Source organism: Gemmiger formicilis (assembly GCF_016901605.1).
Lineage (GTDB): Bacteria > Bacillota > Clostridia > Oscillospirales > Ruminococcaceae > Gemmiger > Gemmiger formicilis_B.
Genome location: NZ_JACJKP010000173.1, coordinates 1 through 5950 on the forward strand (window position 1 = coordinate 1; position 5950 = coordinate 5950).

At 53.9% G+C, this 5950-nt stretch carries 6 protein-coding genes and 1 pseudogene; 3 read left to right on the forward strand and 4 right to left on the reverse strand.

What is annotated here, in order from left to right; genetic code table 11:
• From H6B10_RS11915 to H6B10_RS11930, 4 genes and pseudogenes are all read right to left on the reverse strand, one after another.
• Positions 1 to 533, reverse strand: a pseudogene (locus tag H6B10_RS11915) (DNA primase family protein); the annotation flags it as partial.
• Positions 511 to 1131: a CHC2 zinc finger domain-containing protein gene (locus H6B10_RS11920; protein ID WP_072850741.1), complete on the reverse strand. Its 621-nt coding sequence runs from the start codon at positions 1129 to 1131 to the stop codon at positions 511 to 513. The pseudogene H6B10_RS11915 and the gene H6B10_RS11920, both read right to left, overlap by 23 nt.
• Before the next feature lie 68 nt (positions 1132 to 1199).
• On the reverse strand, positions 1200 to 3122 hold the full coding sequence (locus H6B10_RS11925) for a recombinase family protein (RefSeq protein ID WP_014078520.1): 1923 nt from the start codon (positions 3120 to 3122) through the stop codon (positions 1200 to 1202).
• A gap of 1 nt (position 3123) precedes the next feature.
• Complete coding sequence (locus H6B10_RS11930; protein ID WP_007885061.1) at positions 3124 to 3327, reverse strand: transposon-encoded TnpW family protein; 204 nt, start codon at positions 3325 to 3327, stop codon at positions 3124 to 3126.
• 262 nt (positions 3328 to 3589) lie between these two features.
• On the opposite strand from H6B10_RS11930, the gene H6B10_RS11935 reads away from it, so the two are divergent.
• The 3 genes from H6B10_RS11935 to H6B10_RS11945 all read left to right on the forward strand — a co-directional run.
• Complete coding sequence (locus H6B10_RS11935) at positions 3590 to 4426, forward strand: sigma-70 family RNA polymerase sigma factor (protein WP_204651810.1); 837 nt, start codon at positions 3590 to 3592, stop codon at positions 4424 to 4426.
• Between the two features lie 31 nt (positions 4427 to 4457).
• The gene (locus H6B10_RS11940) at positions 4458 to 5378 is read left to right on the forward strand and encodes a hypothetical protein (RefSeq protein ID WP_204651811.1); all 921 of its coding nucleotides are present in this window, start codon (positions 4458 to 4460) and stop codon (positions 5376 to 5378) included.
• Positions 5375 to 5950: virulence RhuM family protein (locus H6B10_RS11945; protein ID WP_204651812.1), on the forward strand; the 576-nt coding region annotated here is incomplete at its 3' end. The genes H6B10_RS11940 and H6B10_RS11945, both read left to right, overlap by 4 nt.

The following is a 5950-nucleotide window of genomic DNA, read 5'->3' on the forward strand; positions in this document are numbered from 1 at the left end:
TCGCCGCCGCTGCCCTTAATGACCATCATCCGCTGTCCCTTATTGCTGGGGATCAGGCAGTAGCCGATATATTCCTGCAAGGTTGGGATGTCCTCCGGGTAGAGCAGGCCATCCAGAAATTGCAGCCAGAGGACAGGTTTCGGAGCGTTGGGGTTGTAGGCCACGGGGAAACGGTTGCGGACGATTTTCGGCTTTCCCTTCGCAAAGGTCCCATCCAGAAAAAGTGTCCCGTTGGAAAGGTGAATCCGGTCCGGCTCCGGGGGAAAATCCTCCACCAGTGCCGCCAGCTTCATCAGCTCCACAATGTTGCTGATTTTGCGGGGAATATTGCTGACCGCACAGCATTTCAGTTCCTCAAAAATCTCTCCCCGCAGGGGCAGCTCATCGGTCACACGGCCTTCGGGCGTGAAAAAAGCCCCGTTTGTGAAGATGATCTTGTGTGTCTGCAAGAACTCCTCACAAAACAGGGCTTCGTTGATGCTTTTGCCATCGAACCAGACGGGCATCCCGTCAAGCTGCGTTTTGTTTTTCATGGGCGTTATCCTCCTTTTTCAGCCTGTCCAGCCGTTCCTCCAAACCGGCAATCAGGCCATCCTTGTTCAGCATTTCTACGATTTTCACCCGCTGTTCCAGTTCGGCGGCAATGAGCAAATCCGCCAGATACTCCACATAGTCCAGCATCTGGCAGGCTTCCACAAACCGGTCATCTAAACTGTCATCTGGATTGGATGGGGCGTAGTTCTGTTTCCAACCTTCCAGAAGATGCAGATAATCACACAGCACCCGCAGGCAGCGCACTTGCTCCTGCCGGTATGCTTTCAGCAGGGGACGCTCCGGTTTGGGCAGGGCAGCTGCCGCAGGCGGCTTGTCCGGGCCAATCCCAAAATCCTGGGCCAGCTTCTGTGCTGCCTCGTAGCTGCTCAGGTCAAACAGCTTCGCCACAAGGTCGATCACATCGCCGGTGGCTCCGCAGCCGAAACAGTAAAAATAACGCTCGTTCAGCTTCATGCTGGGGTGCCGGTCCTCATGGAACGGACAGCTGCACATCCCGTTTCGGCTGACTTGCAGCCCATAGTGTTCAGCCGCATCCGGCACACAAATATTCTGTTTTACCAGTTCAAAGAGTGTCATAAAAAATCCCTCCGTTTCAGGGCATAAAAAATGCGGCCTGCCCGGTTTATTTGGGCAGGCCGCAATCCTTATGCAGTTTGTGATGCTTCCGTTTCTTTGGCTTTCCGCTTTTCCTGCCGGTAGAACTTCTCCCGGCAGGCGGGTTTGCAGAATTTAGCGTTGGGGCGGATAGACTGGAACGACTCTCCGCAGCACTGGCACACCAGCTGGTACGGTTCACCCGGAACGATCAGCCCTTCGGCAATCTTCTGTTTGCGCTCCTTCTGGCGCAGATATTTTTCATGGTCACGGATGCGCTTCTGGCGGCGCTTTTCCTCCGCAGCCAGTTCTTCCTCGGTGGGTTCGGGCATGGGCACTTCAAATTTCCCGATAAAGTTCAGGTAAATCTCGATTTCCTGAACCCGTTCCCCGGTGCTTCTGTCCGGGGCATGGACCAGAATCTTCTCCACAAATTCATGGATCATAGGGGCGGTCAGCTCGGTGAAATCTGTATATTTCTGTGCCAGCGCCAGAAAGTGACTGGCACGGTCCGTGTCCTCATGGAACTGGTTCAGCTGCGCCTGCTCGGAGGCAAGCAGCTGTTCCAGCTCGGCCTGTTCCTTCTCATATTCGGCACACAGCAGCTCGAACCGTTTTTCCTCCAACTTGCCCATGGCATAGGTTTCATACAGCTTTTTAATCAGCACGTCCAGCTCGGCGCTGCGCCTGCGCTCCTTGGCGACCTTGCGTTTCAGCTCCTTGGCTGCTTCCTGCTGGCGAACCTGTGAAATGCTGCGAACCTTCTGAATAAATTCCTCCCTGTTCTGGATGGCATAGCTGGCGGTAGTGCGGATGGTTTCCAGAATCAGGGCGTTCAGAGCCTTGGTGCTGACGCTGTGGGAAAAACACATCTGGGTTTCTCGTTCGATGGTCAAGCAGTAGGTGGAACAGTTATAGGTGTCGTTTCTGTACTCCTTGCCATCTGCCCGTGTGTGTTTGCCCCGGTGGTTATACATCTTTGCTCCGCAGTCGGCACAGAACACAAGGCCGGTCAGGGGATTGGCGACGCCAGTGGTATCTGTCCGGCGCACCGTCCGCTTCACCTGCTGGGCCAGCTGCCAGGTTTCCGGGTCAACAATGGCCTCGTGGGTGTTCTCAAAAATCAGCCAGTCGGACGGGTCATTTTTTACCCGCTTATCCCGGTAGGACTTTTTGGAGGAACGGAAATTCACGGTATGCCCCATATATTCCGGTTTCTCCAACATGGAGCTGACCGTAAAGCCGTACCAGTCATAGGGGCGGCTGGTGTCCACGGTATTCTTCCGGCTGCCCCTGCCGTTGCGGGCCAGATAATAGGCGGGGCACTCCACCTTCTCGGCTGTGAGCATTTTGGAAATCTCATAGGGGCCGTGTCCCTCCACCGCAAGCCGGAAAATTCGCCGCACCACAGTGGCAGCTTCCTCGTCCACCAGCCAGTGGTCCTTGTCCTCTGGGTCTTTTTTGTAGCCATAGATGGCGTTGTTGGTGGTTGGCTTGCCCGCCTTGCCCTTGACACGGTATGCTGCCGAAACCTTTTTGGACTGGTCACGCAGATACCATTCATTCATGATATTGAGAAAGGGCGCAAACTCGCCGCTGTCCTGTTCCTCGCTGTCGATGTTATTGGCGACAGCAACAAAATGAACCCCATTCTGCCGGAACATTACCTCGGTGTAAAAGCCGGTTTGCAGGTAGTTTCTGCCGATCCGACTTAGGTCCTTACACAGCAGATGGGCCACCTTGCCCGCCTCGATGTCCGCCACAAGGCGCTTCCATGCAGGACGGTCAAAGTTGCCACCGGACCACCCATCGTCTGTGTAGTGGACGATATTGGTGTAGCCCCGCTGTGCTGCATAGCTTTCGAGATAACGTTTCTGGTTCAGAATGGAGTTCGAGTCACCCGTGAGGTCATCGTCACGGGACAGGCGCTCATAGAGCGCAGTGATTTTTTCTTCCGTCTGTCTGTTTGCCATATCAGGCGCTCCTTTCAGACGGACGGCTCATTTGTGGCAGTTCCATTATACCACATTCCGGCTGGTTTGCCAGCCCGTCATTGCGGATCAGCCGCAGAATTTTATCTTCCATCGTTTCCTCGGCGGTTTCGCTGAGGTAGACACGAACTTTATAGGTGGTGTTGCCAATGTGCCGGGTCAGAAACACGGCGTTTTTATCTGCCATAGAACCTCTCTTTCTTGCGCTTTCGGCGCATCCGGTGTATACTGTTGTTATAGTTCCGTTGCCTGTAACCTGCGATTGTGTTACTTCTTTTTTGTGTCATGCCTGAACATGGCGAAATCCCCCTTTCTCCTGCGTGAACGAGCCGATGTAACCCAAGTAACTTGTTTTCAGATTACTCTTTCACTAATAGGAGAAATCCGGGGTGCAAAACGGAACCATTTTTGAAAAATCGAAAAATATTTTTTTGAAAAGAGGTGGGGGCATGGCGTATCTGTCTGATGACGAGCTTCTGGATACCGAGGGTGGCTTCACCGGATGGGACGCTGGGGCGGAAGAAACGCTGGAACAGGCGCTTGCGGAAGAACGTCTGGCCGAGCTGGAAAGTGAGCTGGAGCAGGACGAGCATCCCATCGACTATGAAGCAGAGCTGGAGGACGAGGAAGAAGAAGCTGCCCCGGTCAGTGATAAACGGCTGAAACGGGAGATGCGGGCCGAGGCCATACGGCGGCTGGAGGAAGCAGCCCGCACCGAAAAGGATTTCCGGGCCGTGGTGGAGGAATGGAACAAGCTGGACCGGAACCGGGAGCGCCGGGAACGGGACCATGAAAACCTCCGTGGGGATGTGCCGCTGGAATATCAGGCGGTGCCGGAACCGAAACTCATTCCCCGATGGATGAACAACCCCACATACCGGCAGCTGATGGCCGGAAACTTTCTGGACATCCTGTTTGACTGCCCCTATGAGATGCACAATCTGACCGCTGACACCTTTATATCCCGAATGGTGGAGGAATTAAGCGAGGAACATAAGGAAGTTCTGTATTTCCTCTCTTTGAGGCTGTACAGCACCACCCGTCTTGCCGCTGTCCGTGGGCAGTCTGACCGCAACATCCGCAAGCTGCGGAAAACTATCCACAAAAAATTGCAGCGCCAGATGTATGACCATCTGTGCGGTAAGCAGGAGCATGGCGGCAGCCTGACCTTGCGGGAACGCCAGTTTTTGGAGGAATACTCGAAAATCGCAAGAAAACAGGGCAAGGACGCCGTGATCCGGCGGGAGAACAAGACCAAGCGCAGAAAAAAGAAAAACCGCCCCTGATAATTGGGACGATTAAGGAGAAAGGGCGTGTATGATGAAAAATTTATTTGAACAGTCCCGTTCCCATTGGGTGCGGTACGATCACTACGAGCTGAAAACAGCGGAAGATGGCAAGCGGTACATCACCCCCGGCAAGAGCGCAAAGCCGGATGTCTACAATCCGCTGAAAGAGGTCCCCAACATTGTGCTGGATGCGCTGAATGTGGGGATGCTGATGATGGGGCGCAAGCCGGAAGCAGAAGTGGAAAAGGCGGTAATGGAGTTTGTCACCCGGTACGGCCTGCTGGGGCTGATGACCGCCCTGCCCACCACGCCGTCCTTTATGGACTATGAGGCGGTGTACCTGCCGAAAAACCACTTTATCAAGGAAGAAACCATGGAGACAGACAAATATCTGTCCCTGTTTTATCCCTTTGACCAGCTGGACTTGGTGAAAAAGGGCATTGAATCCACATGGAATGTGTCCGGTGACCGGACGATGGTTGCCCTGACCATGACCTTCATGGACGAGCCGATGGCGAAGAACATGAGCTTCCAGCGGGAATATGCGGAACCCTATGACTGGGTTGCCCAGCAGTTCAAGGACTGGGCCTTTACGCTGACCACGGCCATTTTATACTACAATGATTATGATTCCATCGACGAGGACGCACGGGGGCTGTATCGCAAGGCTATGGCTGCGTTCGGTGGGATCGCCCCCAGCTACCACATCGAGCTGCTGGATAAGCCCACTATTTATTGGGACTTTCACTCCCTGCTGCTGGGCATCCAGATGATGTTCAGCTTCATGCTGGTGGACGGGGATCAGCCCCTGCGCCTGTGCAAGCACTGCCAGAAGGTGTTCCTGGGCAGCCGGTCCAACGCCGCCTTTTGCAGCCCACGGTGCAAGAACCAGTACAATGTCTACAAGAGCCGGGGAAAGAACCGGACGGATGGAGGTGACGAGGAATGAGTGAGGAACAGGGACTGACCCCGTATGAAACCAGAGAAATCCTCTTTTACAAGACCGAAAACGGAGAAGTGCGGGTGGAAATCCTGCTCTTTCAGGAAAATCTCTGGCTGACACAGGCAAAAATGGCAGAGCTGTTCGAGGTACAGAAAGCGGCCATTTCCAAGCATCTGAAAAACATTTTTGAATCCGGCGAACTGAGCGAGGATTCAGTTGTTTCCAAAATGGAAACAACTGCGGCGGACGGGAAACGGTATCAGACCAACTATTACAATCTGGACGCCATTATCGCTGTGGGGTATCGTGTGAACTCCAAAAAGGCGACCATGTTCCGCATTTGGGCGAACAGGGTGTTGAAAGAGTTCATCATCAAGGGCTATGTGATGGATGACGCACGGTTGCGAGAGCCGGAGAACTTTTTCGGCAAAGATTATTTCGAGGAACAGCTGGAGCGTATCCGGGACATCCGGGCCAGCGAGAGAAGATTTTACCAGAAAATCACGGACATCTATTCCCAGTGCAGCGCCGACTACGATGTGGAAAGCCCCATCACAAAGGAGTTTTTCGCAACGGTG

What these genes read in the sequence shown, in the direction of transcription:
- H6B10_RS11920 (WP_072850741.1), bottom strand. Translation starts at nt 1,131, where the DNA reads ATGACACTCTTTGAACTGGTAAAACAGAATATTTGTGTGCCGGATGCG.
- H6B10_RS11925 (WP_014078520.1), bottom strand. Translation starts at nt 3,122, where the DNA reads ATGGCAAACAGACAGACGGAAGAAAAAATCACTGCGCTCTATGAGCGC.
- H6B10_RS11930 (WP_007885061.1), bottom strand. Translation starts at nt 3,327, where the DNA reads ATGGCAGATAAAAACGCCGTGTTTCTGACCCGGCACATTGGCAACACC.
- H6B10_RS11935 (WP_204651810.1), top strand. Translation starts at nt 3,590, where the DNA reads ATGGCGTATCTGTCTGATGACGAGCTTCTGGATACCGAGGGTGGCTTC.
- H6B10_RS11940 (WP_204651811.1), top strand. Translation starts at nt 4,458, where the DNA reads ATGATGAAAAATTTATTTGAACAGTCCCGTTCCCATTGGGTGCGGTAC.